At 67.7% G+C, this 20,538-nt stretch carries 19 protein-coding genes; 7 read left to right on the top strand and 12 right to left on the bottom strand.

Translation table 11 applies throughout. The features are described from left to right. Window positions 1–48 precede the first annotated feature (48 nt). On the top strand, window positions 49–1,005 hold the full coding sequence (locus tag HMPREF1224_RS28160; protein WP_003122353.1) for a D-hexose-6-phosphate mutarotase: 957 nt from the start codon (window positions 49–51) through the stop codon (window positions 1,003–1,005). Between the two features lie 65 nt (window positions 1,006–1,070). Here the strand turns inward: HMPREF1224_RS28160 and HMPREF1224_RS28155 are convergent, their stop codons facing one another. The 4 genes from HMPREF1224_RS28155 to purE all read right to left on the bottom strand — a co-directional run bounded on the left by HMPREF1224_RS28155 (window position 1,071) and on the right by purE (window position 3,645). Further along, window positions 1,071–1,619 carry a DUF3299 domain-containing protein gene (locus tag HMPREF1224_RS28155; RefSeq protein WP_010793628.1) on the bottom strand — a complete coding sequence of 183 codons (549 nt, stop codon included), beginning with the start codon at window positions 1,617–1,619 and terminating at the stop codon, window positions 1,071–1,073. A 61-nt stretch (window positions 1,620–1,680) separates the two neighbouring features. Next, window positions 1,681–1,926, bottom strand: coding sequence for a GlsB/YeaQ/YmgE family stress response membrane protein (locus HMPREF1224_RS28150; RefSeq protein ID WP_003096795.1), 246 nt, complete (start codon window positions 1,924–1,926; stop codon window positions 1,681–1,683). A 114-nt stretch (window positions 1,927–2,040) separates the two neighbouring features. After that, a complete protein-coding gene (locus HMPREF1224_RS28145) occupies window positions 2,041–3,123 on the bottom strand; it encodes a 5-(carboxyamino)imidazole ribonucleotide synthase (protein WP_003146811.1) in 1,083 nt (360 codons plus the stop codon). Between the two features lie 30 nt (window positions 3,124–3,153). Next, window positions 3,154–3,645 (bottom strand): 5-(carboxyamino)imidazole ribonucleotide mutase, encoded by a 492-nt coding sequence (gene purE / locus HMPREF1224_RS28140; RefSeq protein WP_003106314.1) that lies wholly within the window; start codon window positions 3,643–3,645, stop codon window positions 3,154–3,156. A gap of 347 nt (window positions 3,646–3,992) precedes the next feature. On the opposite strand from purE, the gene adhP reads away from it, so the two are divergent. Continuing rightward, window positions 3,993–5,021 carry an alcohol dehydrogenase AdhP gene (gene adhP / locus HMPREF1224_RS28135; RefSeq protein ID WP_003096816.1) on the top strand — a complete coding sequence of 343 codons (1,029 nt, stop codon included), beginning with the start codon at window positions 3,993–3,995 and terminating at the stop codon, window positions 5,019–5,021. A gap of 36 nt (window positions 5,022–5,057) precedes the next feature. On the opposite strand, the gene HMPREF1224_RS28130 is transcribed toward adhP, so the two are convergent. Next, window positions 5,058–5,966 (bottom strand): LysR substrate-binding domain-containing protein, encoded by a 909-nt coding sequence (locus HMPREF1224_RS28130; RefSeq protein ID WP_003122350.1) that lies wholly within the window; start codon window positions 5,964–5,966, stop codon window positions 5,058–5,060. 175 nt (window positions 5,967–6,141) lie between these two features. Here HMPREF1224_RS28130 and aspA point away from each other — a divergent pair, with 175 nt between their 5' ends. Next, on the top strand, window positions 6,142–7,566 hold the full coding sequence (aspA, locus tag HMPREF1224_RS28125; RefSeq protein WP_003096822.1) for an aspartate ammonia-lyase: 1,425 nt from the start codon (window positions 6,142–6,144) through the stop codon (window positions 7,564–7,566). Window positions 7,567–7,929: 363 nt separating this feature from the next. Here aspA and HMPREF1224_RS28120 read toward each other — a convergent pair whose 3' ends face one another. Beyond that, window positions 7,930–9,144: a YeeE/YedE family protein gene (locus tag HMPREF1224_RS28120; RefSeq protein WP_010793627.1), complete on the bottom strand. Its 1,215-nt coding sequence runs from the start codon at window positions 9,142–9,144 to the stop codon at window positions 7,930–7,932. A gap of 36 nt (window positions 9,145–9,180) precedes the next feature. Then, on the bottom strand, window positions 9,181–10,656 hold the full coding sequence (locus tag HMPREF1224_RS28115) for a MocR-like pyridoxine biosynthesis transcription factor PdxR (protein ID WP_003121353.1): 1,476 nt from the start codon (window positions 10,654–10,656) through the stop codon (window positions 9,181–9,183). Window positions 10,657–10,783: 127 nt separating this feature from the next. On the opposite strand from HMPREF1224_RS28115, the gene HMPREF1224_RS28110 reads away from it, so the two are divergent. Continuing rightward, on the top strand, window positions 10,784–11,233 hold the full coding sequence (locus tag HMPREF1224_RS28110; protein WP_003096834.1) for a GNAT family N-acetyltransferase: 450 nt from the start codon (window positions 10,784–10,786) through the stop codon (window positions 11,231–11,233). A gap of 8 nt (window positions 11,234–11,241) precedes the next feature. Continuing rightward, complete coding sequence (locus HMPREF1224_RS28105; RefSeq protein WP_003096837.1) at window positions 11,242–11,916, top strand: GNAT family N-acetyltransferase; 675 nt, start codon at window positions 11,242–11,244, stop codon at window positions 11,914–11,916. A gap of 24 nt (window positions 11,917–11,940) precedes the next feature. Here the strand turns inward: HMPREF1224_RS28105 and mtr are convergent, their stop codons facing one another. The 3 genes from mtr to HMPREF1224_RS28090 form a co-directional block, all read right to left on the bottom strand. After that, window positions 11,941–13,194 (bottom strand): tryptophan permease, encoded by a 1,254-nt coding sequence (gene mtr, locus HMPREF1224_RS28100; RefSeq protein WP_003096841.1) that lies wholly within the window; start codon window positions 13,192–13,194, stop codon window positions 11,941–11,943. Window positions 13,195–13,374: 180 nt separating this feature from the next. After that, on the bottom strand, window positions 13,375–15,198 hold the full coding sequence (gene oadA, locus HMPREF1224_RS28095; RefSeq protein WP_003096843.1) for a sodium-extruding oxaloacetate decarboxylase subunit alpha: 1,824 nt from the start codon (window positions 15,196–15,198) through the stop codon (window positions 13,375–13,377). Between the two features lie 15 nt (window positions 15,199–15,213). Continuing rightward, on the bottom strand, window positions 15,214–16,629 hold the full coding sequence (locus HMPREF1224_RS28090) for an acetyl-CoA carboxylase biotin carboxylase subunit (protein ID WP_003096848.1): 1,416 nt from the start codon (window positions 16,627–16,629) through the stop codon (window positions 15,214–15,216). Between the two features lie 213 nt (window positions 16,630–16,842). Here HMPREF1224_RS28090 and pycR point away from each other — a divergent pair, with 213 nt between their 5' ends. After that, window positions 16,843–17,778, top strand: a complete 936-nt coding sequence (pycR, locus tag HMPREF1224_RS28085) for a LysR family transcriptional regulator PycR (RefSeq protein ID WP_003121355.1) — start codon at window positions 16,843–16,845, stop codon at window positions 17,776–17,778. Here the strand turns inward: pycR and HMPREF1224_RS28080 are convergent. Beyond that, the gene (locus HMPREF1224_RS28080; RefSeq protein ID WP_003117619.1) at window positions 17,732–17,947 is read right to left on the bottom strand and encodes a PA3496 family putative envelope integrity protein; all 216 of its coding nucleotides are present in this window, start codon (window positions 17,945–17,947) and stop codon (window positions 17,732–17,734) included. The two genes, pycR and HMPREF1224_RS28080, sit on opposite strands and share 47 nt — an antisense overlap. Before the next feature lie 106 nt (window positions 17,948–18,053). Continuing rightward, window positions 18,054–18,935 (bottom strand): transcriptional regulator HexR, encoded by an 882-nt coding sequence (gene hexR, locus HMPREF1224_RS28075; RefSeq protein ID WP_003096857.1) that lies wholly within the window; start codon window positions 18,933–18,935, stop codon window positions 18,054–18,056. Between the two features lie 85 nt (window positions 18,936–19,020). Between hexR and zwf the strand changes: the two genes are divergently transcribed. After that, on the top strand, window positions 19,021–20,487 hold the full coding sequence (gene zwf / locus HMPREF1224_RS28070; RefSeq protein ID WP_003096859.1) for a glucose-6-phosphate dehydrogenase: 1,467 nt from the start codon (window positions 19,021–19,023) through the stop codon (window positions 20,485–20,487). Window positions 20,488–20,538: the final 51 nt, after the last annotated feature.

Genomic DNA, 20,538 nt, shown 5'->3' with positions numbered 1-20,538 from the left:
GTCGTCGTTGGCGCTATCCGGGGGAACTGCCGGCGATAAAATGGATCGGTGATACTGCTGCCATCCATTCGCCTCCCGGAGACCGCCATGAACACCGATAGCCCGATCAACCGCGTCGAACAGGTACAGGTCGACGACCTGGCCTGCTGGCGCATCCACACCGCCCATGGCGAGGCGCTGATCGCCCAGCAGGGCGCGCAACTGCTCAGCTACCAGCCCCACGAACAGCCGCCGCTGGTCTGGCTCAGCGACGAGGCCGGCTACCGGCGCGGGCAGTCGGTACGCGGCGGGGTGCCGGTGTGCTGGCCGTGGTTCGGTCCGCTGGAGCGCAACCCGCAGGAAGTCCGCGGCCAGGTGGAAGATGGCCTGAAGGCGCCCGCCCACGGGCTGGTCCGGGCAGTCGACTGGGAAATCGACGACATCGCCGAGGAGGACGGCGACCTCTGCGTCAGCTTCCGCCTCGACGCCCCCGATGGCCTCCCCGGCTGGCCGCACCCGGCGGCGCTGCGCATGCTGTTCCGCTTCGGCGAGCGCCTGACCCTGCGACTCACCAGCGAGAACCTCGGCAGCAAGCCGCTGGTGCTCAGCCAGGCACTGCACACCTACTTCGCGGTCAGCGACAGCCGCGAGATCGCCATCGAGGGCCTGGAAGGCGCGCGCTACATCGAGACCCTGGAGAACTGGGAAGAACGCACTCAGCACGGCGCGGTACGGGTCAAGGGCGAACTGGATCGCATCTACCTCGGTCTCGAACGCGACCTGCTGATCAAGGACCCGCGCTGGGAACGCAGCATCCACCTGCACGCCCTCGACTCGCGCTCGGCGGTGGTCTGGAACCCCTGGGTGGACAAGTCCCGGCGTCTCTCGCAGTTCGCCGACGACGCCTGGCAGCAGATGCTCTGCATCGAGACCGGGCGGGTCTGGGACGACCTCATGGTGGTCGCCCCCGGGCGCAGCGAAAGCTTTGGCGTGCAGATCTGGAGCGAGCCGCTGAAACGACCCTGAGCGGGTCGGCGAGCGGACGGCGCGGCTCGCATCGTCCGCCATGGACCGTTGCGCAGGTGCCGGCCCTACAGGTCCGCTTCCTCCACCACCTTCACCCGCGCCTTGTCGATGGCGTAGGCGGCATCGGCCAGGTCATTGCTCACCTGCTCGATCTTCAGCGTGCCGCTGACCCACAGCGGGGTGTAGATATCGGTCAGCTCCAGCCCCTGTGGATAACGCACCAGGACGATCTGGTTCGGCGGCGGCGGCGGCACGTGGATGCAGGCGCCCGGATAGGGCACCAGGAAGAATTCGGTGACGCGGCCCTTGGCGTCGTTCTCCAGCGGCACCGGGTAGCCGCCGAGGCGGATCGCCTTGCCATCCAGGCTGGCGACGGTCTTGGCCGAATACATCACCGCCGGCATCTTTCGGTCCGACTGCTTCAGGCCCCCCTTGCTGGTGAAGGTGCCGGCGGCCTCCGGGGTGTCGTGGATGATGTCGGGCATTTCTTCCAGCGCCTTGCGGTCGGCCGGCGGCATCAGTTCCAGCCAGTCGGTCTCGGGCAGTTCGGCGTGGGCCAGGGGTGAGGACAACAGGGCGAGCAGCAACAGGCGGGCGAACGGGAAGCGGCGCATGATGGCGGGAATACCGGCGAAGTGAGGAAACGCCGGCCCCCGCGGGGGCCGGCCAGAGCCATCAATTCTTCTTGATCAGGCCGTAAATGACCAGCAGTACGACGGCGCCGACCACCGCGCCGATGAAACCGGCCGCCTGGCCAGCCTGGTAGAAGCCGATCGCCTGGCCGCCGTAGGTGGCCAGCAGCGAACCGCCGATGCCGAGCAGGATGGTCATGATCCAGCCCATGCTGTCGTCACCTGGCTTCAGAAAGCGTGCAACGAGACCAACGATCAGTCCGACGATGATGGTTCCGATTAATCCCATGACAGTCCCTCCTTACGGGTGTATGCGCATGTATTGCGCCTGCCATGGGACAGTGTAGAAAAGCCTTGGGTTCAGTGCCGCCCGCCAACCCAAGGATGGGCGGGCGGCAATCGCTCACGCCTCGATCAGCGCCTCGACCTCGGCGATGCGCGCCTGCAGCGTCGCCCGGTCGACACAACGCAGGGTGGCGTGGCCGACCTTGCGGCCGTTCTTGAAGGCCTTGCCGTAGTGATGCAGGTGGCAGTCGGCGACGGCGACCACCTGAGCCACCGGGGGGACCGCGCCGATGAAATTGAGCATCGCGCTCTCGCCGACCTTGGCGGTCGAGCCCAGCGGCAGGCCGGCGACGGCGCGCAAGTGGTTCTCGAACTGGCTGCACTCGGCGCCTTCGATGGTCCAGTGCCCGGAGTTGTGCACGCGCGGGGCGATCTCGTTGGCCTTCAGGCCGCCGTCCACCTCGAAGAACTCGAAGGCCAGCACGCCGACGTAGTCGAGCCGGGCCAGCACGCGGCCGACGTAGTCCTCGGCCAGCGCCTGCAACGGATGCCCGCTGCTGGCCACGGAGAGCTTGAGGATGCCGCTGTCGTGGGTGTTGTGCACCAGCGGGTAGAAACGCGTCTCGCCATCGCGAGCGCGCACCGCCACCAGCGAGACTTCCCCGGTGAACGGCACGAAGCCCTCGAGGATGCACGGCACGCTGCCCAGTTCGGCGAACGCGCCCTGCACGTCGGCCGGCTGGCGCAGGACCTTCTGGCCCTTGCCGTCGTAGCCCAGGGTGCGGGTCTTGAGCACCGCCGGCAGGCCGATGGCGGCTGCGGCGGCATCAAGGTCGGCCTGGGACTGGACGTCGGCGAAGTCCGGAGTGGGAATGCCGAGGTCCTTGAACATCGACTTCTCGAACCAGCGGTCGCGGGCGATGCGCAGCGACTCGGCGTTCGGGTAGACCGGCACGAACTGGGAGAGGAAGGCCACGGTTTCCGCCGGCACGCTCTCGAACTCGAAGGTCACCAGGTCGACCTCGTCGGCCAGTTGCCGCAGGTGCTCCTGGTCGCCGTAGTCGGCGCGGATGTGCTCGCCCAGGGAGGCCGCGCAGGCGTCCGGCGCCGGGTCGAGGAAAGCGAAGTTCATGCCCAGCGGGGTTCCCGCCAGGGCCAGCATGCGGCCCAGCTGGCCGCCACCGATGACACCGATTTTCATGGTTCGAGCCTTACCTTCTCAGAGCCTGTCTCACGCATCGCGCGGGTCGGGATTGTCCAGCACGGTTTCGGTCTGGTTGGCGCGGAACTGCTTCAGCGCCTCGTGGTACTGCGGGTGCTTGGCGCCGAGGATGCTCGCCGAGAGCAGCGCCGCGTTGACCGCGCCGGCCTTGCCGATGGCCAGGGTGGCGACCGGTACGCCGGCGGGCATCTGCACGATGGAGAGCAGCGAGTCGACACCCGACAGCATCGACGACTGTACCGGCACGCCGAGTACCGGCAGGTGGGTCTTGGCCGCGCACATGCCCGGCAGGTGGGCGGCGCCGCCAGCGCCGGCGATGATCACTTCGAGGCCGCGGCCTTCGGCTTCCTCGGCGTACTGGAAGAGCAGGTCCGGGGTGCGGTGGGCGGAAACCACCTTCACTTCGTAGGGGATGCCCAGCTTGTCCAGCATGTCCGCGGTGTGACTGAGGGTGCTCCAGTCCGATTTGGAACCCATGATCACGCCAACCAGTGCGCTCATCGTCGTGCCTCTCTCAAATGCGCCGTCCGGCGCGTCAGAAACCAACAAGCCACGCTTCGTCGAGGGGCGTGGCTTGTACTGGGCCGAGCCGGCGGGCAGTGCCGGTTCGAAGGCGGCGCAGTATACCGCAAAGGCAGGCCGGGCGCGCGCCGGGGGCTACCGTCCGTCCCGTTTTTTCGCGCCATGGCGGGAAACTTGCCGCAACTCAATGCGCGCCTGCCACGAGCGGCCAGACTGGTTGTCGCGGCGCGCTCCGAGGGAGCGGCGGCCGCGCCGGTTCCGCAGCCTGTCGCGGTGCCCGTCAAAGGCGCCGCGACAGGCGCTCAGCCCCGTCCAAGGAGATGACCATGACCCTGCCACAGACCATGAAAGCCGCGGTCGTGCACGCCTACGGCGCGCCGCTGCGGATCGAGGAAGTCAAGGTTCCGCTGCCCGGCCCCGGGCAGGTACTGGTGAAGATCGAAGCCTCCGGCGTCTGCCACACCGACCTGCATGCCGCCGAGGGCGACTGGCCGGTGAAGCCGCCGTTGCCGTTCATTCCCGGTCACGAAGGCGTCGGCTACGTCGCCGCGGTGGGCAGCGGAGTGACCCGAGTGAAGGAAGGCGACCGGGTCGGCATCCCCTGGCTGTACACCGCCTGCGGCTGCTGCGAGCACTGCCTGACCGGCTGGGAGACCCTCTGCGAGAGCCAGCAGAACACCGGCTACTCGGTGAACGGCGGCTATGCCGAATACGTATTGGCCGACCCGAACTACGTCGGAATTCTGCCGAAAAACGTCGAATTCGCTGAAATCGCGCCGATCCTCTGCGCCGGCGTCACCGTCTACAAGGGGCTCAAGCAGACCAACGCGCGCCCCGGCCAGTGGGTGGCGATCTCCGGCATCGGTGGCCTCGGCCACGTCGCCGTGCAGTACGCCAGGGCCATGGGCCTGCACGTCGCCGCCATCGACATCGACGACGCCAAGCTGGAACTGGCGCGCAAGCTCGGTGCCAGCCTGACGGTCAACGCCCGGCAGGAAGACCCGGTGGAGGTGCTCCAGCGCGACATCGGCGGCGCCCACGGGGTGCTGGTCACCGCGGTATCCAATAGCGCCTTCGGCCAGGCCATCGGCATGGCGCGCCGCGGCGGCACCATCGCCCTGGTCGGCCTGCCGCCGGGTGACTTCCCGACGCCGATCTTCGACGTGGTGCTCAAGGGCCTGCACATCGCCGGCTCCATCGTCGGCACCCGCGCGGACCTTCAGGAAGCCCTCGACTTTGCCGGCGAAGGCCTGGTCAAGGCGACCATCCATCCGGGCAAGCTGGACGACATCAACCAGATCCTCGACCAGATGCGCGCCGGGCAGATCGAGGGGCGCATCGTCCTCGAGATGTGACCTGCGGGGCGGCGTCCCGGCGCCGCCCTTGCCTGTCTACTCGACGCTGCCCAGCCCGCCTTCCAGCTTGCGCCAGAGCAGGCGGATCGCCGCCTTGCGTACCAGCGCGCAGCGGTACAGGCGGATTTCCTGCGGCACGAACCATTGCGGCCCGCCACAGATCGCCAGCTCACCGCGCTCCAGTTCGTTGACCACGCTCAGCCGTGGCACCCAGGCCACGCCCATGCCTTGCAGCGCCATGCTCTTCAGGCTGTCGGCCATCGCCGTCTCGTAGACCGTGGTGTAGCGCAGGTTGCGCTGGCGCAGCAGCAGGTTGACCCCGCGGCCGAGGAAGGCGCTGGCGCTGTAGGCGAGCAGCGGCACGCTCTGGCCGTTCTCCAGGTCGAACAGCGGCAGGCCCTCGGCGTTCACCGCGCAAACCGGCAGCATCTCGGTGCGCCCCAGGTGCAGCGAGGGGAAGATCTCCGGGTCCATCTGCAACGCGGCGTCAGGGTCGTAGAACGCCAGCATCAGGTCGCAGCTACCCTCGCGCAGGGAATGCACCGCCTCGCCGACGTTGGTGGCGATCAGCCGGCTGGCGATGTTCAGCCCCTCGTTGCGCAGCCGCGCGATCCACTGCGGGAAGAAGCCCAGCGCCAGCGAGTGGGCGGCGGCGAACTGCAGCACCTCGCCCTGCCCGCCTTCCAGGTGGTGCAGGTGGCGCACCACCTGGCCGAGCTGCTCGACCACGCTGCGCGCGGTGACCAGGAACAGCTGCCCGGCCTCGGTCAGTTCCACCGGCGTGCGCTGGCGATTCACCAGGGTCAGGCCGAGGGCGTCCTCCAGGCTGCGAATGCGCCGGCTGAAGGCCGGCTGGGTGACGAAGCGTTTCTCCGCCGCCTGGGAAAAGCTGCGGGTGCCGGCCAGGGCGATGAAATCCTCCAGCCACTTCAGTTCGAGGTTCACGACGGGAAAGGCTCCGGTAATGCGATGACACGTCCGCCATCATACCAGCGTCACATCCAACATTATGCCGTTTGTGCATGAGGCAGCGTTTAACAGCATTGGCCACGAAATCGTCACATCCTTAGTCTAGTGGGCATCGCGGCACTGGCCGTGTCCCTCTGAGACAAATCCCGTCATGTCCCCCGTTGCATCTTCCCGTATCGAGAAAGACCTGCTCGGCACCCTCGAAGTGCCCGCTGACGCCTACTACGGCATCCAGACCCTGCGCGCCGTGAACAACTTCCGCCTCTCCGGGGTGCCGCTGTCGCACTACCCGAAGCTGGTCGTTGCCCTGGCCATGGTCAAGCAGGCCGCCGCCGACGCCAACCGTCAGCTCGGCCATCTCCCGGAAGACAAGCACGCCGCCATCAGCGAGGCCTGCGCCCGCCTGATCCGCGGCGATTTCCACGAGCAGTTCGTGGTGGACATGATCCAGGGCGGCGCCGGCACCTCCACCAACATGAACGCGAACGAAGTGATCGCGAACATCGCGCTGGAAGCCATGGGCCACACCAAGGGTGAGTACAAGTACCTGCACCCGAACAACGATGTGAACATGGCGCAGTCGACCAACGACGCCTATCCGACCGCCATCCGCCTGGGCCTGCTGCTCGGCCACGACACCCTGCTGGCCAGCCTCGACAGCCTGATCCAGGCCTTCGCCGCCAAGGGCGTCGAATTCGCCGGCGTACTGAAGATGGGCCGCACCCAGTTGCAGGACGCCGTGCCGATGACCCTCGGCCAGGAATTCCACGCTTTCGCCACCACCCTCGGCGAAGACCTCGACCGCCTGCGTCGCCTGGCGCCGGAGCTGCTCACCGAAGTGAACCTCGGTGGCACCGCCATCGGCACCGGCATCAACGCCGACCCCGGCTACCAGAAGCTCGCCGTCGAGCGCCTGGCCGCCATCAGCGGGCAGCCGCTGAAGCCGGCCGCCGACCTGATCGAAGCCACCTCCGACATGGGCGCCTTCGTGCTGTTCTCGGGCATGCTCAAGCGCACCGCGGTCAAGCTGTCGAAGATCTGCAACGACCTGCGCCTGCTCTCCAGCGGCCCGCGCACCGGCATCAACGAGATCAACCTGCCGCCGCGCCAGCCGGGCAGTTCGATCATGCCGGGCAAGGTCAACCCGGTGATCCCGGAAGCGGTCAACCAGGTCGCCTTCGAAGTGATCGGCAACGACCTCGCCCTGACCCTGGCGGCCGAAGGCGGCCAGTTGCAACTGAACGTGATGGAGCCGCTGATCGCCTACAAGATCTTCGACTCGATCCGCCTGCTGCAACGCGCCATGGACATGCTCCGCGAGCACTGCATCACCGGCATCACCGCCAACGTCGAGCGCTGCCACGAACTGGTCGAGCACAGCATCGGCCTGGTCACCGCGCTGAACCCGTACATCGGCTACGAGAACTCCACGCGGATCGCCAAGACCGCCCTGGAGAGCGGCCGCGGCGTACTGGAACTGGTACGCGAGGAAAAGCTGCTGGACGAAGCCACCCTGGCCGACATCCTGCTGCCGGAAAACATGATCGCGCCGCGCCTGATTCCACTGCGCGCCTGATCCGATACGAGATCGAGCGCGCCCAGGTCCGGCTATCGACGCAGCCGGGCCGCAGCGCAGCCGATCGAAGAAGGCTCACCGGTAGAGGGGGAGTACTACCCCCTCGACCTTTAGGGATGGATACCCTTCATCCCTTCTTTTATACCCGGCGCCCCGGCCCAGCCGCGGCGCCACGCTCACCGGTCGAGAGGGATACCAACTTTCCCTCTCTACACTCTGAGGGACACGGCGACCTGCGGTGTCCCTTCTTTTTTTCACCGCTCAAGACGGCCCGCAGATCTTCCCCGTTGCCGAGGTGTTGTGTGGCTGCGCTCACCTGTGGATAACGTCCGCGTCATACGTCCTACGAAGACATATCCCCTCTCAACACCCCGTCAACCCTTGCTCCCGCCGCTCCTCCGGGAAGAAATAGGGCCTCAATACCCGTACCCCGACGCTGTTGCCGGCAAACGCCGCCACCAACCACAACCAGCCATGCAGGCTGCCGGACGCGATCCCGCTGAAATACGCGCCGATGTTGCAGCCATAGGCCAGGCGCGCGCCGTAGCCGAGCAGCAGCCCGCCGATCACCGCCGCCGCCAGCGAACGGCGCGGGATGTCCAGGTTCGGCGCGAAGCGTCCGGCCAGGCCGGCGGCGAGCAGCGCGCCGAGGACGATGCCGATGTCCATCACGCTGGTGATGTCTTCCCACAGCGGCGCGGCCAGCGCCTTGGCGTTCGCCGGCGTCTGCCAGAAGGCCCAGGCGCCGACGTCCAGGCCCACGCCCTGGGCGATCTTCGCGCCCCACAGGGCGAAGGCCGACGTGATGCCCCAGGGGCGTCCGACGAGGTACAGGGTGAGGAAGTTGAGCAGCGCCAGCGCCAACGCGCCCCAGACCAGCGGCCAGGGGCCGCGGAGGAAGCGCCGCCAACCCCGCCATTCGGCGCTCGGCGGGGTTTCCAGGGTGCCGTGGCGGGCCTTCTCCATGCGTACCGTGACCCCGGCGATGCCGATGAACACCGCCAGGCTCAACACCAGCGCCGGTGCCAGGCCCAGTTCGGCGACCAGCGAGATCGGCGGCAGCGACGGCAGGGCGAACCACCAGCCGACATGCTGGGTGGCGATCAGCGAGCCGAGGATGAAGAACAGCAGGGTCACCAGCATCCGCGCGTTGCCGCCGCCGACGGTGAACAGGGTGCCGGAGGCGCAGCCGCCGCCCAGTTGCATGCCGATGCCGAAAATGAAGGCGCCGACGATCACCGAAGTACCGACCGGCGAGACGAAACCGCTCACCGGCTGGCCGAACAGGCTGCCCGCCGCCAGCGCCGGGAAGAACAGCAGCACCGCCAGCGCCAGCATCACCATCTGCGCGCGCAGCCCGGCGCCGCGCCGTTCGCGGATGAATACCCGCCAGGCGGAGGTGAAGCCGAAGGCGGCGTGGTAGAGGGTCAGGCCCAGGGCGCCGCCGACGATGAAGAGGATGGCCTGGCGCGCGCTGACCGCGTTGAACAGGAACAGCCCGCCGAGCACCAGCAGGGCGAAGGCGATCAGGGGGGCGGCGAGCTTGCGCTCGGGCGCGGCGGAAAGGGCGACACTCATGGCTACTCCTGGGCGCGAGGGTGATCCGGGGGCATTCTAGTCAGTCGCGACGACGGGTCCAACCAGGGCCTCCCGCCGCCAGGCCTTGCGCAACGCCCGCAGCGCCTCGTCGATACGCACCTCGGGTACTGCCGCGAAGCCCAGCACCAGGCCCGCGCGGTCGTCTGGCGCAACGCTGGAGTCGTCCATCCAGTAGTCGCTCAAGGCGCTGACTTCCACCCCGGCGGCTGCCGCCGCGGCGATCAGGGCCCGCTCCCGCGCCAGGCTGTCGACCCGCACGCACAGGTGCAGCCCCGCCTCCACCGCCGGCAACGGCTGGCAACCCGGCGCCTCTGGCCAGCCCCGCAGCAAGGCGTCGCGGCGGGCGCGGGCGGCGCGGCGCATGCGGCGGACGTGGCGCTGGAAATGCCCCTCGGCGATGAAGTCGGCCATGACCCGCTGGGTGCCCACCTCCGAATGGCGTACCTCGATGGCCCGCCGCTGGCGGAAGCGCTCGACCAGCGCCGGCGGGACCACCAGGTAGCCCAGGCGCAACGCCGGGAAGGCGATCTTGCAGAAGGTCCCGACGTAGAGCACCCGGCCCTGTCGGTCCAGCGCGGCCAGCGGCGCCAGCGGCGTACCGCTGTAGCGATACTCGCCGTCGTAGTCGTCCTCGACGATCCAACCGTCGGCGCGCTCGGCCCACTCCAGCAGCTCCAGGCGCCGCGCCAGCGACAGGGTGACGCCGGTGGGGTACTGGTGTGACGGCGTGACATAGGCCAGGCGGCAGCCGGCAATGCCCGCGAGCCGGTCGCTGCGCAGCCCCTCGGCGTCGAGGTCGATCCCGTGCGGTACCGCGCCGGTCGCGGCGAAGGCCAGGCGCGCCGCGCGGTAGCCAGGGTTTTCCACAGCCACCGGATCGCCGTTCTCGAGCAACACCTGGGCGCACAGGCGGATGGCCTGCTGCGCGCCATGGGTGACGATCACCTGTTCCGCCTCGCAGCGCAGGCCGCGCGCGCTGCGCAGGTAGGCGGCGATCAGCTCGCGCAGGCGCGCCTCGCCGGCCGGGTCGCCGTAGCCCAGGCAGTCCGCCGGTGGGTTGCGCCAGAAGCGCGCCTGTAGCCGCGCCCAGGTGTCGAAGGGGAACAGGTCGAAGGCCGGCACGCCGACGCGGAACGCTCGCGGCGCGCCTTCCGGTGGCGGCGCCAGGGCCGCCGGGCCGCGCGGCGCGGGAGCGCTCGGGGCGACGGCGGGGGCCCTGCCTGGGATTTCCTGCAACTCGGCAACGTAGGTGCCGTCGCCTGTGCGCCCGTCGATATAGCCCTCGGCGTGCAACTGTTCATAGGCCCGCACCACGGTGTTGCGCGAGACCTTCAGGGCCTGGGCCAGCTCGCGGCTGGCGGGCATCCGCGTGCGGCTGCCGAGGCGGCCGTCGAGGATCCGTTCGCGCAGCGCGGCGTAGAGCTGGCGGGCCAGGCCCTGGGCGGGGTCGAGGTGGATGCCGGCGGCGTCGAAGGGCAGTACGGTGGCCATGGCGGTCTCGGAGGGAAGAAAGCGCCAGTGTGGATTGGACCTGTGGAATTGACCAGCAATGGATCTTCTAGCGGACCATTTCCCGGCCTAGTCTGGAGGCACCTTTACCCGGACATGGAACCGAGCCATGAGCACGTCCCTGCAGATTCGTCCCGTCGGCGCCGGCGACCACGCCGCCTGGCTGCCGCTGTGGGAGGGCTACCAGCGCTTCTACAAGACCGAGATCGCCGCCGCTACCAGCGACGCCACCTGGCAGCGCTTCCTCGACGCCGACGAACCGATGAACGCCGCCCTCGCCTGGCTCGACGAGCGCGCCGTAGGCCTGGTGCACTGGATCTACCACCGCTCCTGCTGGACCGTCGGCGACTACTGCTACCTGCAGGACCTGTTCGTCGCCGAGGGCCTGCGCGGCGAAGGCATAGGGCGCCGGCTGATCGAGCATGTCTACGCCGAGGCCGGCGCCGCTGGCTGTTCGCGGGTGCACTGGCTGACCCACGAGAGCAACAGCGACGCGATGAAGCTGTACGAGCGCATCGCCGACAAGTCCGGTTTCCTTCAGTACCGCAGGATTCTCTGAGGCCCACCATGCGCGAACCCTTGAACTGGCGCCCCGTCGCCACTCCACCCCACGCCCCGCTCGACGGCCGCTTCGTCAAGCTCGAACCGCTCGATCCGCAACGCCACGGCGACGACCTGTGGGACGCCCTGCAAGGGCCTGGCGCCGACCCGTTGCTGTGGGAATACCTGGCCTACGGCCCGTTCGCCGAGCGCCCGGCGTTCGACGCCTGGCTGGCCGGCCAGGCGGCCAGCCGCGACCCGCTGTTCTTCGCCGTGCGCGAGCGGCGCACGCAGCGCGCCGTCGGCCTGCTCAGCTACCTGCGGATCACGCCGAAGGATGGCGTCATCGAAATCGGCCATATCGCCTTCGGCGCGCCGATGCAGCGCACACCGGGGTCTACCGAGGCGGTCTACCTGCTCGCCGAACTCGCCCTCGGCCGCCTCGGCTACCGCCGCCTGGAGTGGAAGTGCAATGCCGGCAACGCCCGTTCGATGCGCGCCGCCGAGCGCCTGGGCTTCACCTACGAAGGCACCTTCCGCCAGCACATGGTGGTCAAGCAGCGCAACCGCGACACCGCCTGGTTCTCCCTGCTCGACAGCGAATGGCCGGCGCGACAGGCGGCGTTCGAGCGCTGGCTCGATCCTTCCAACTTCGACGCCGAAGGCCGCCAGCGGCAGACGCTGGAGGCGCTGCGCGACTAGCCCCTGGCAGGGACTGCCGGTCGCTCAACGGTACTCCGGCAGCCAATGCAGGCTGGCCAGGATGTGCGCGACCGCGTTGGCCACGCCGAACAGCAGCACCAGCACGATCGCCGGCGTGCCGCCCCAGGCGCGGAACAGCGGGCTGCCGAAGCGCTTGCGCGAGGCCCGCGCCATCAGCGCCGGAACGATCACCGCCCAGAACGCCGCGGCCAGCCCGGCGAAACCGATGGCGTAGATGAAGCCGTTGGGGAACAGCAGCCCGCCGATGGTCGGTGGGACGAAGGTCAGCAACGCGGTCTTGAAGCGCCCGAAGTGGCTGTCGTCGAACCTGCACAGGTCGGCCAGGTAGTCGAACAGGCCGAGGGTCACGCCGAGGAAGGAGCTGGCCACCGCCAGGTTGGAGAAGGTGGTGAGCAACGCGTTCAGCGAATCCGACGCGGTGATCCGGTGCAGGTATTCCACCAGGGTGCCGACGTTGCTGCCGCCGGCGATGATGCCCTTGAACTGCTCGCGCGGGATGGTGCCCAGGGTGCTGGCCTGCCACAGCAGGTAGATGGCCAGGGCGATCAGGGTGCCGATCCACAGCGAACGGCTGATCCGCTGCGGGTCCTTGCCGTAGTACTTCATCAGGCTCGGCACGTTGCCGTGGTAACCGAAGGAAGTCAGGCAGAACGGCAGGGTCGCCAGCAGGTAGGGCCAGTAGACCGCGTCCGGCTCGCCGCTGTTGAACAGGATCGCCGGCTGGATGCGCCCGAGCAGGCCGCTGATGGAGAGGCCGAAGGTAATGATCATGCCGCCGAGCATCAGCGTGGTGATGCGGTCCACCGCGCGGGTACTCCACCACACCACCAGCGCCACCGCCAGGGCGAACAGCAGCCCGGCGAGCTTTTCCGGCAGGGTCACGCCGAGGCCGCTGGACAGGGTGTAGCCGATGATCGAGCCGCCGCCGGAGATATAGGCATAGGTGAGGATATAGAGGACGAAGGCGATGCTCAGCCCGTTGACCACATTCCAGCCCTGGCCGAGCAGGTCGCGGGTGATGGTCGAGAAGCTCGAGCCCACCGGGTAGTTGAGGTTGGCCTCGAGGATCATCATCCCCGACAGCAGCATGCAGAACCAGGTGAGCAGGAACACCGCCACCGACCAGCCGAACCAGATGCCGGACATGGCGATAGGCAGGGAGAACATTCCGGCGCCGACGGCGGTGCCGGCGATGATCATCGAACCGCCGAGCAGCGAGGGCCGGCGGCTGGGCGTTTGAGCTGGAGAGGACGACACCTGGACTTCCCGATAGTCAGCGCCTGCGGCGCGACGCGCCGTTGGGCAGAGGCGGCATTCTAGGCGGCGCGCGCGCCGGGCGCACCCTGGCAGGGCGAACAGCCGGCCGACGCGGCAACCGATGCCGATAAAAAAAGGGGAGCATCATGCTCCCCCAGGGACTTTAACCGTCTGTCGCGGTCAGCCCGCAATCTCGATCAGGATCTCGCCCGGGTTGACCCGGTCGCCCTTGGCCACGTGGATCGCCTTGACCGTACCGGCGATGCCGGCCTGGACCTCGGTTTCCATCTTCATCGCCTCGGTGATCAACACCGCCTGGCCGGCCTTGACGCTATCGCCTTCCTTCACCAGCACGTCGACGATGTTGCCCGGCATGGTGGTGCTGACGTGGCCCGGCTCGCTGGCATGCTTGCGGCCGCTGGCGGAGCCGGCGACATATTCGTTGAGCGGCTCGAACACCACTTCTTCCGGCATGCCGTCGATGGACAGGTAGAAGTGCCGCTTGTTGTCGCTCTTCACGCCGACCCCGGTGATGTCGACGCGGTAGGTCTCGCCGTGCACGTCGATGACGAACTCGGTCGGGGTGCCTTCCGCGCCAGCGGCGGCGACGCCCTTGCCGGTGGGAATCGGCAGCAGTTCCTCGGGCTTCAGGGTGCCGGCCTCACGCTCTTCGAGGAACTTGCGCCCGATGTCCGGGAACATCGCGTAGGTGAGTACGTCTTCCTCGGACCTGGCCAGGTTGCCGATCTCGCTGCGCAGCTTGTTCAGCTCCGGCTTGATCAGGTCGGCCGGGCGCACGTCGATGACTTCCTCGCTGCCGATGGCCTGGCGCCGCAGTTGCTCGTTGACCTCGCCGGGGGCCTTGCCATAACGGCCCTGCAGGTACAGCTTCACTTCGTTGGTGATGGTCTTGTAGCGCTCGCCGGCGAGCACGTTGAAGAACGCCTGGGTGCCGACGATCTGCGAAGTCGGCGTCACCAGCGGCGGGAAACCGAGGTCGGCGCGGACCCGCGGGATTTCCTCGAGCACCTCGCCCATACGGTTCAGCGCGCCCTGCTCCTTGAGCTGGTTGGCCAGGTTGGAAATCATCCCGCCCGGCACCTGGTTGACCTGCACGCGGGTATCCACGCCGGTGAATTCGCTCTCGAACTGGTGGTACTTCTTGCGCACCGCGTGGAAGTACATGCCGATCTCCTGGATCAGCTCCAGGTCCAGGCCGGTGTCGTAGGGGGTACCGCGCAGCGCCGCGACCATCGACTCGGTGCCCGGGTGGCTGGTGCCCCAGGCCATGCTGGAGATCGCCGTGTCGATACGGTCGGCGCCGTTTTCCACGGCCTTGAGCTGGCACATGCTGGCGACACCGGCGGTGTCATGGGAATGCACCACCACGTCCAGCGGCAGGGCGTCCTTCAGGGCCTTGACCAGGTCGCCGGTGGCATAGGGGGTGAGCAGGCCGGCCATGTCCTTGATGGCGATGGAGTCGACGCCCATGTCGGCCATCGCCTTGCCCTGGGCGACGAAGGCCTCGATGGTGTGCACCGGGCTGGTGGTGTAGCAGATGGTGCCCTGGGCGTGCTTGCCGGCGGCCTTCACCGCCTCGATGGAGACGCGCAGGTTACGCACGTCGTTCATCGCGTCGAAGATGCGGAACACGTCGATGCCGTTGACCGCCGCCTTGGCCACGAAGGCGCGCACCACATCGTCGCTGTAGTGGCGGTAGCCGAGCAGGTTCTGCCCGCGCAGGAGCATCTGCAGGCGGGTGTTGGGCAGCGCCGCCTTGAGCTTGCGCAGGCGTTCCCACGGGTCTTCCTTGAGGAAGCGCACGCAGGCGTCGAAGGTGGCGCCGCCCCAGACTTCCAGCGACCAGTAGCCGACGCGGTCGAGCTTGTCGCAAATCGGCAGCATGTCCTCGGTGCGCATGCGGGTCGCCAGCAGCGACTGGTGGGCATCGCGCAGGATGGTATCGGTGACGCCGGTCTTCTTCGCTTGGATGGTGTTGCTCATGTTCTGCTCCTTCCCTTACAGGCCGGCGTGGGCCGCGATGGCGGTGGCGATGGCGATGGCCAGGTGCGACGGGTTGCGCTTGATCGAGTACTGGGTCAGTTCCGGGTGGCTTTCGACGAAGCTGGTGTTGAACTGGCCGCTGCGGAATTCCGGGTTGCGGAGGATTTCCTGGTAGTACGGCGCGGTGGTCTTGACCCCCTGCACGCGCATGTCGTCGAGGGCGCGCAGGCCGCGATCGAGGGCCTCTTCCCAGGTCAGCGCCCAGACGATCAGCTTCAGGCACATCGAGTCGTAGTACGGCGGGATGGTGTAGCCGGTGTAGATCGCCGTGTCGGTACGCACGCCGGGGCCGCCGGGGGCGTAGTAGCGGGTGATCTTGCCGAACGAGGGCAGGAAGTTGTTCTTCGGGTCCTCGGCGTTGATGCGGAACTGCAGGGCGTAGCCGCGATGGACGATGTCGTCCTGCTTGACCGACAGCTCCAGCCCGGAAGCGATGCGGATCTGCTCGCGGACCACGTCGATGCCGGTGATCTCCTCGGTGATGGTGTGCTCCACCTGGACCCGGGTGTTCATCTCCATGAAGTACACCTCGCCGTCGGCGAGCAGGAACTCCACGGTGCCGGCGTTCTCGTAGCCCACCGCCTTGGCCGCGCGCACCGCCAGATCGCCGATGTAGGCGCGCTGCTCGGGGGTGAGCTGCGGGCTCGGGGCGATCTCGATGAGCTTCTGGTTGCGGCGCTGGATCGAGCAGTCGCGCTCGAACAGGTGCACGGTGTTGCCGAAGGAATCGGCGAGGATCTGCGCCTCGATGTGCTTGGGATTGACGATGCACTTCTCGAGGAATACTTCGGCGCTGCCGAAGGCCTTGGTCGCCTCGGAGATCACCCGCGGGAACGCCTGTTCCAGCTCCTCGCGGCTGTTGCAGCGACGGATGCCGCGACCGCCGCCGCCGGAGGTGGCCTTGAGCATCACCGGGTAGCCGATCCGCTCGGCTTCGCGCAGGGCCTCAGCGAGATCGGCGACGTTGCCTTCGGTGCCGGGGGTGCAGGGCACGCCGGCGGCGATCATGCTGCGGCGGGCTTCGGTCTTGTCGCCCATGCGGCGGATCACTTGCGCCGACGGGCCGATGAACTTGATACCGCGCTCGGCGCAGATTTCCGCCAGCTCGGCATTTTCCGAGAGGAAGCCATAGCCGGGGTGCAGGGCGTCGCAGCCACTTTCCACCGCCAGGTTCACCAGGGCGCGCGGGTTGAGGTAGCCGGCCAGCGGGTCCGCGCCGATGCTGTGGGCTTCGTCGGCGCGCTTGACGTGCAGCGCGTGGCGATCGGCCTCGGAGTAGACGGCCACCGAGCGGATGCCCATCTCGGCGCAGGCGCGCACGATGCGGACGGCAATCTCGCCGCGGTTGGCGATCAGGATCTTCTTGATCACGGAGGTCTCCCTCTTCGGGGTTGGGAACCTGGTACGGTCGATCCGGATATTCCGGTCGCTGCATGACCGGCAGGCAGCTCCCGGTCGCGCTTTTACCCTACCCCCGTGAGGGTGATTAACAAAAATCAATAATTATTGGGATAGCCATTAGAAAAGCTTTATAGTCGCCCGACCGATCTCGGTCAGAGTGTGACTGGAATGCGTAAGTCGTTGATGCGTATGACATTACGGCAGCTTCAGGTTTTTCGTGCCGTATGCGAGAGCCGCTCCTACAGCCGGGCGGCGGAGGAAATGGCCCTGACCCAGCCGGCGGTCAGCCTGCAGATCCGCCAACTGGAAGAGCTGGTCGGCCAGCCGCTGTTCGAGTACGTCGGCAAGAAGCTCTACCTGACCGATGCCGCCGAAGCCCTGCTGAAGACCAGCACCGACCTGTTCCAGCGCCTGGAAAGCCTGGACATGCAGCTCTCGGACCTGAAGGGCTCGCTGCAGGGCCAGTTGCGCCTGGCGGTGGAGTCCAGCGCCAAGTACATCACCCCGCACCTGTTCAAGGCGTTCCAGAACCTGCATCCGGAAGTCAGCCTGAGCCTGACGGTGGTCAACCGCACCCAGGTGATCAAGCGCCTGGCCGACAACCGCGACGACCTGGTGATCATGTCCCTGGTACCGCAGGACATGGCCCTGGAGTTCCTGCCCTTCCTGAACAACCCGATCATCGCCGTGGCGCCGCCGGACCATCCGCTGTGCAACGCCGCGAAGCTGGCCCTGAAGGACCTGGAGCCCTTCCCGCTACTGGTCCGCGAACCGGGCTCCGGCACCCGCAAGGCTTGCGAGGAGTTCTTCCAGCAACGCCGCGCGCACTTCTCGCAGATCCAGGAGATCGCCTCGCTGGAGTCCCTGCGCGAAGGGGTGATCGCCGGCCTCGGCCTGGCCCTGCTGCCGCGCCATGCGGCGCACCAGGAACTGGCCAACGGCCTGCTGCGCGAACTACCGGTGGAGGAATTGCCGCTCTATCGCAGCTGGTGCCTGGTGCACGCCAAGGGCAAGCGCCTGAGCCCGGTGGCCCAGGCGTTCGTCGCCTTCGTCCGCGAGGAGCGGGCGCTGATCAGCCAGCTCGCTGGGCGCTTCGCCGGCCCTGGCGGTTCGAGCTGAGGTAGGCGGCGGCTACCAGATCGGGGTAGTCGGCCAGTTCCTGGCGCAGGCGCAGTTCTTCGCAGTGGTCCTCGATCGCCCGGCGGAATTGCATGCGCCGCTGGTCTTCGAGCTTGCGGCGGGTTTTCGAATCCACGTGCTGGGCATTGGCATCGCTATGACGGGGCATCTCGCGTCTCCCATGGCCGACTGGCTGGAGTCGCGAGCATCGCGCAGCAATGTGACGGTTTGGCGGCAAGCCGGTGAAGACTGCGTTATGCCTTCCCGGCGGCGCCTCAGGACGGCTCGCCGCGCTCTTCCTGGTTCTTCATCACCTTCGGCGACAGGCGCAGGCTGCGCAGGCTGCGCTTGACGCTCTTGAGGTGGTTGACCAGGTCCGGGCCGCGGGCCATGGCCACGCCCATCGCCAGCACGTCGATCACCACCAGGTGGGCGATGCGCGAGGTCAGCGGGGTGTAGATGTCGGTGTCCTCGTGCACGTCGATCGCCAGGTTGACCGTGGCCAGGTCGGCCAGCGGGGTCTGGCTCGGGCACAGGGTGATCAGCGTGGCGCCGGCCTCGCGCACCAGGTTGGCGGTGATCAGCAGGTCCTTCGAGCGACCCGACTGGGAAATGCAGATGGCCACGTCGCTGGGCTTGAGGGTCACCGCCGACATCGCCTGCATGTGCGGGTCGGAGTAGGCCGCCGCCGACAGCAGCAGGCGGAAGAACTTGTGCTGGGCATCCGAGGCCACCGCGCCGGAAGCGCCGAAGCCGTAGAACTCCACGCGCTGGGCGTGGGCGATGGCGGCGATGGCGCGCTCCAGGGCGTGGGTGTCCAGGTGCTCGCGGACTTCCATCAGGCTGTGCAGCGTGGTGTCGAAGATCTTCAGGCTGAAGTCGGCCACCGAGTCGCTCTCATGGATCGAGAACTGGCCGAAGCTGGCGCCGGCCGCCAGGCTCTGCGCCAGCTTCAGCTTGAGGTCCTGGAAGCCGCTGCAGCCGATGGCGCGGCAGAAGCGCACGATGGTCGGCTCGCTGACCCCGACCCCATGGGCCAGTTCGGCCATGGAGCTGTGCATGACCGACGCCGGATCGTTGAGAACGTGATCGGCGACCTTGAGTTCCGACTTGCGGAGCTGTTGGCGGGACTGGGCTATGTGCTGCAGCAGGTTCACAGGCTGGGCTCGATTCTCTGTAGTAACCTTGTAGTTATACTACAAACAGTCAGCCACGCCCAGCCAACGCCGTCGGGAGCTTGCCTTGAGTACACCAGCCACTCCAACGTCCTGCGACATCCTGGTCTTCGGCGGTACCGGCGACCTGGCCCTGCACAAGCTGCTGCCGGCGCTCTATCGCCTGCACCGGGAGGACCGCCTGCCGGCCGATACACGGATCTTCGCCCTCGCCCGCAGCGCGCTGGACAACGCCGCCTTCCTCGCCCTCGCCGAGCGCAACGTCCGCGCGGTGGTGGCGCGCAGCGAGTTCGCCGCCGAACAATGGAAAGGCTTCGCCGCGCGCCTCGACTACCTGGCCATGGACGCCTCGCAGAGCGCCGACTTCGGCCGTCTCGCGCGGCACCTGAAGAGCAGCGAGGGCCGGGTGCTGGTGCACTACCTGGCGACCTCGCCGAGCCTGTTCGCGCCGATCGCGCAGAACCTCTCCATCGCCGGCCTCGCCGGGCCGCAAGCGCGCATCGTGCTGGAAAAACCGCTGGGCCATTCGCTGGACTCGGCGAGGGCGATCAACCAGTCCATCGGCCGGGTGTTCGACGAGTCGCGGGTGTTCCGCATCGACCACTACCTGGGCAAGGAAACCGTGCAGAACCTGATGGCCCTGCGCTTCGCCAATGCGTTGTTCGAGCCGGTCTGGCGCGCGGCGCACATCGACCATGTGCAGATCAGCGTCAACGAGACCCTTGGCGTGGAGAACCGTGGCGGCTACTACGACCACGCCGGGGCGATGCGCGACATGGTGCAGAACCATCTGCTCCAGTTGCTCTGCCTGGTGGCGATGGAGGCGCCGGTGCGTTTCGACGCCGAGGCTGTGCGCAACGAGAAGCTCAAGGTGCTGCAGGCGCTGAAGCCGATCTCCGGGCTCGACGTGCAGGACAAGACGGTACGCGGCCAGTACGCCGCCGGCAGGATCGGCGGCCAGGAGGTGCCGGCGTACTACTTCGAGAAGAACGTCGACAACGACAGCGATACCGAGACCTTCGTCGCGCTCCAGGCCGAGGTCGAGAACTGGCGCTGGGCCGGGGTGCCGTTCTACCTGCGCACCGGCAAGCGCATGGCGCGCAAGTGCTCGGAAATCGTCATCCAGTTCAAGCCGGTGCCGCACAGCCTGATCGACGGCGGCGGCGGGCCGGCCAACCGCCTGTGGATAAGGTTGCAGCCGGAGGAGCGGATCAGCGTGCAACTGATGGCCAAGACCCCGGGCAAGGGCATGCAACTGGAACCGGTGGAGCTGGACCTCAACCTGGCCGAGGCCCTCAGCCGCAACAAGCGGCGCTGGGACGCCTACGAGCGCCTGCTGCTGGACGTGATCGAGGGCGACTCGACGCTGTTCATGCGCCGCGACGAGGTAGAGGCCGCCTGGGGCTGGGTCGACCCGATCCTCGCCGGCTGGCGCGAGCACTACCAGAGCCCGCGGCCCTACCCGGCCGGCAGCAACGGCCCGGAACAGGCGCAACTGCTGCTGGAACTGCAGGGTCGACGCTGGCTGGAATGACGCGGACATTGATCCGGCTCAGGATCGCCCGGCGCGCGCTCGGCTAGAGTC

This window comes from Pseudomonas sp. P179, assembly GCF_000478485.2.
Taxonomy (GTDB): Bacteria; Pseudomonadota; Gammaproteobacteria; order Pseudomonadales; family Pseudomonadaceae; genus Pseudomonas; species Pseudomonas aeruginosa.
The sequence above is the reverse complement of the archived record's forward strand: the minus strand, read 5'-3'. Positions and strand labels throughout refer to the sequence as shown.

Bases quoted from the DNA above. Each gene is read 5' to 3' on its own strand.
- HMPREF1224_RS28115 (WP_003121353.1), bottom strand. From the start codon at position 10,656: ATGGCCACCGTACTGCCCTTCGACGCCGCCGGCATCCACCTCGACCCC.
- HMPREF1224_RS28110 (WP_003096834.1), top strand. From the start codon at position 10,784: ATGAGCACGTCCCTGCAGATTCGTCCCGTCGGCGCCGGCGACCACGCC.
- HMPREF1224_RS28120 (WP_010793627.1), bottom strand. From the start codon at position 9,144: ATGAGTGTCGCCCTTTCCGCCGCGCCCGAGCGCAAGCTCGCCGCCCCC.
- HMPREF1224_RS28105 (WP_003096837.1), top strand. From the start codon at position 11,242: ATGCGCGAACCCTTGAACTGGCGCCCCGTCGCCACTCCACCCCACGCC.
- pycR (WP_003121355.1), top strand. From the start codon at position 16,843: ATGCGTATGACATTACGGCAGCTTCAGGTTTTTCGTGCCGTATGCGAG.
- purE (WP_003106314.1), bottom strand. From the start codon at position 3,645: ATGAGCGCACTGGTTGGCGTGATCATGGGTTCCAAATCGGACTGGAGC.
- HMPREF1224_RS28080 (WP_003117619.1), bottom strand. From the start codon at position 17,947: ATGCCCCGTCATAGCGATGCCAATGCCCAGCACGTGGATTCGAAAACC.
- adhP (WP_003096816.1), top strand. From the start codon at position 3,993: ATGACCCTGCCACAGACCATGAAAGCCGCGGTCGTGCACGCCTACGGC.
- aspA (WP_003096822.1), top strand. From the start codon at position 6,142: ATGTCCCCCGTTGCATCTTCCCGTATCGAGAAAGACCTGCTCGGCACC.
- HMPREF1224_RS28150 (WP_003096795.1), bottom strand. From the start codon at position 1,926: ATGGGATTAATCGGAACCATCATCGTCGGACTGATCGTTGGTCTCGTT.
- oadA (WP_003096843.1), bottom strand. From the start codon at position 15,198: ATGAGCAACACCATCCAAGCGAAGAAGACCGGCGTCACCGATACCATC.
- HMPREF1224_RS28145 (WP_003146811.1), bottom strand. From the start codon at position 3,123: ATGAAAATCGGTGTCATCGGTGGCGGCCAGCTGGGCCGCATGCTGGCC.
- HMPREF1224_RS28155 (WP_010793628.1), bottom strand. From the start codon at position 1,619: ATGCGCCGCTTCCCGTTCGCCCGCCTGTTGCTGCTCGCCCTGTTGTCC.